The organism is Lactobacillus sp. UMNPBX6 (genome assembly GCF_002553975.1).
Classification (GTDB): domain Bacteria; phylum Bacillota; class Bacilli; order Lactobacillales; family Lactobacillaceae; genus Lactobacillus; species Lactobacillus gallinarum.
This window is the reverse complement of record NZ_PCZD01000097.1, coordinates 1-3032: the sequence shown is the minus strand read 5'-3', so window position 1 is coordinate 3032 and position 3032 is coordinate 1. Positions and strand designations below refer to the sequence as shown.

Below are 3032 nucleotides of genomic sequence, written 5' to 3'. Positions count from 1 at the left end.
ATTAAAAAATCAATTTACGAGAAAGATCTATTTACACAAAAGATTTGACAGTTTCTTATTTTTTGATAAAATACTTACACCTTTGTCTTTTTTACTCGTAAGCATCAAAAAAACGCACGGTGTCAAGCGTTAGTGGAATCCATGCGGTTTTATGTTCTTTATTTTTGGACTAATTGAGAGACCTTTTATTAACCAATTAGCCTGTTCAGAAGATGAAGCGTGACCTTCATTTTGCAATTTTTAAATCTTTTATAGAGCAGTACTACGTTATCCTGCATCACTAATGCGCTAAAGTGTAAAGTGAGCCACCAATAAAGAGCTTTGAAACGGTCCTTGCTTTCGCCGCAAAAGAGAAATGCTTTCCCACTTCAAGGTCAAACTGTTCTTTGACTAAAGTTGCTAACCCCATCAATGACTTCACATAGATCGGTCTTACTACAAACAATATAAACTTGACTCAAATCACTGAGTTTATTCATGATCTTAGGCTCTAGGCTACTATAGAAATTCAGTTCTAAATCATTCTTCTTTAAACTAGGCAACAAATTATTGCGTGGCGAATAGTATCTTTTTCGATCTTGTTGGGGGGTGAGTGAATACTACAATGGACTGTTCTTTTTCAAGCATATTCTTAACTTGATAAGATTAGAATACCTAAAAAAGCAAAGCTAAAGCAGATACCCAATTCTATGACGCTTACAACCAGAATTCACTTGGAAAAACAAAAATACAGAATCAAACAGTCTTTTATTGACTGCTTAATTCTGTTTGTTCATTTTAACTTACCTTTTCTGCTATCCCCGTAACAAAAAATAAGATAATTAATTTTTTGCTTCTTTAAAAAGATTAAATCTCCCAACCTTATATTTCCAACCATTCTCTGTATTTTCAAAAAAGACTTTTATGGTTCTTCTTGTCTTCAAATTATAAAAAGACATCCACGTATCTTTTTCTCCAGAGTTTAGGATTTTAAATTCAATTTCGGCTTTATTTTTTTCTTTTAAGTAGCTTGGGATCCTTAACCAACAGTTTTTCTCAGTAACAGATCTTTCATCAATACCGTCCCAATCCGTTCCTGCTTTACCAGTAGGTATGGATAACTCTATATTTCTTACGCCAATAACAAGCGGAGCTACTTCTTCATCTAAATTAATTATAGCTAAGTGAGCATTTACTCCAGTATCTTCAGTTGATTGAGCATTTCCATCATTATCGCTACTTTCATCATCTGTTTGTTCAACTTTAAACCCAAAAGCTAAATTAATTTCTTTAACAGTTTTGCCAAGAAGTTCAAGAGCACTTATTCCATCACCAAATACTGACATTTAATCCTCCTTATTACTTTATAGTTCAACATACAACAGCACTTATGCTAATGAACATCGTATTTCCTTAAAAAGTTAGTATAAGCACATAGCATATTGTTACGCTACAAAGCTATTATATCACATTGTTTACAATATTATTAATATTATTAATATTATTTAATTTCCCTACTAATTTGCTCAGCTAATTTAGAAATCCTAACAAAATCTTCCTTAGTACTAGCTGTATCTACATCAGCTCTAAGTTGATTTATTTTTCGTAAAATTTCACTAATGTATGTTGGCTCTATCTTAACTTCTTGATTAATGTAACGTCTTATCCGCCAATCATCATTTAAATCATCATCCGACATCGATCTTATTTTTTGAATAAAATACTGACGTTCATCATCTGAAAGTTCAGTTTGTAACTTTGTACTTAAAGCACTTCCGCTACTATACCCCAGAGCTTTAGCTACTTCATAACTCTTAAAAGGGCTTTTCTTTATCAATTCTCGAATATCTTGATTAGGTTTCATAATACAAAACTCCATCCATAATTATTTATTAGTACCGCATGTTTTAATTAAACTAATAGTAAGCTTTAAAACGCTTCATCAATAAATATTATAAACAAAACCAACAAAAAAAGGGCCACAGCCCTTCTTCCTACATCTTGCCTTCAACCATCAAATCATCAAGTCGATCAATATTGTTCAGCAACACACGCTCGTTTAGCGTTAACTTTCCCTTACTCTCTTGATCGACCAAATACTTATAACGATCTGCCAATATATCTTTCACAGATTGATAGGAGTCTACCTTGTCAAACTCAAATTTATGCAATTTAATATAAGCTACACCGAAAACTCCGTTTTCATCAGCCAATTTAGCTAAGTTACTTTCAATCTTACTTAACAACTGCAACAGCATTTCTTTATTCTTCATCACAAATCCCTAGCCTAAGTTAAAAATCTTCTGTAATTCAGGATAACCTTTAATATAATCCAATCGATAATCCTGATCAAAACAAAACTCGATCTCTTTCATTCCACTGGGATTAGCCTTAGATATAACAATTGCTCCTTGAAACTCTAATAAACGTTTTGCAACACCAGGATACATTGCCAAATTAAACTTATCTTTCGATTGTTTGCCAACTGTTGGATAAATCCATCCTTGTGCTTCATCAATTGGAACAGTATAAAACTCCTCACGCATATCAGTTGTGAATTTATTTAATTCTGGAGTTTCTTGTTGTGAAAATGCATTTCTTAACTTAGACAAAGATAGTTTGGTATTATCATCCTCTTTACTAGACATAGCAATATCTACACAAGAAAAATATCTTTTAGCTTTGTAAGCAGAAACAACTACGGGAGTTTTATAATCGTAACCTATCTCTTCTAAAGTTTGCCTAGAAGTATTACAAAAATACATCATCTCTTCATGGGGTTTATTTAAGCGACCGTAATTTTTAATTTCATATGATTTACGCGTTGCAAAACTACTTTTATTCCAATTTTGTAGATCGGTTAAGCTATTTATTTGTTTTGCATGAAAAAAGGCAATTCCATGATTATGCTTTTTTACCAACATTATTTTCCTTTCAATGTGCTTTAAATACTAGAGACTGTAAAATAGTTTGTGTAAGGATGAATGATTCCTTAAATTTATTTCTTTAAACATTAGAAAAAGGAGTTCCTTTCTCGTATGATTGGTTTGAAC

4 protein-coding genes are annotated in these 3032 nt (G+C 32.0%); all 4 read right to left on the bottom strand.

Going from position 1 to position 3032, the window contains the following annotated elements:
* Window positions 1-821: 821 nt before the first annotated feature.
* The 4 genes from CP357_RS09730 to CP357_RS09715 all read right to left on the bottom strand — a co-directional run bounded on the left by CP357_RS09730 (window position 822) and on the right by CP357_RS09715 (window position 2903).
* A complete protein-coding gene (locus CP357_RS09730; RefSeq protein ID WP_087176734.1) occupies window positions 822-1325 on the bottom strand; it encodes a hypothetical protein in 504 nt (167 codons plus the stop codon).
* Window positions 1326-1480: 155 nt separating this feature from the next.
* The gene (locus CP357_RS09725) at window positions 1481-1843 is read right to left on the bottom strand and encodes a hypothetical protein (protein WP_098037202.1); all 363 of its coding nucleotides are present in this window, start codon (window positions 1841-1843) and stop codon (window positions 1481-1483) included.
* Between the two features lie 130 nt (window positions 1844-1973).
* The gene (locus CP357_RS09720) at window positions 1974-2252 is read right to left on the bottom strand and encodes a hypothetical protein (protein WP_098037201.1); all 279 of its coding nucleotides are present in this window, start codon (window positions 2250-2252) and stop codon (window positions 1974-1976) included.
* A 9-nt stretch (window positions 2253-2261) separates the two neighbouring features.
* Window positions 2262-2903 (bottom strand): hypothetical protein, encoded by a 642-nt coding sequence (locus tag CP357_RS09715; RefSeq protein WP_098037200.1) that lies wholly within the window; start codon window positions 2901-2903, stop codon window positions 2262-2264.
* Window positions 2904-3032 lie beyond the last annotated feature (129 nt).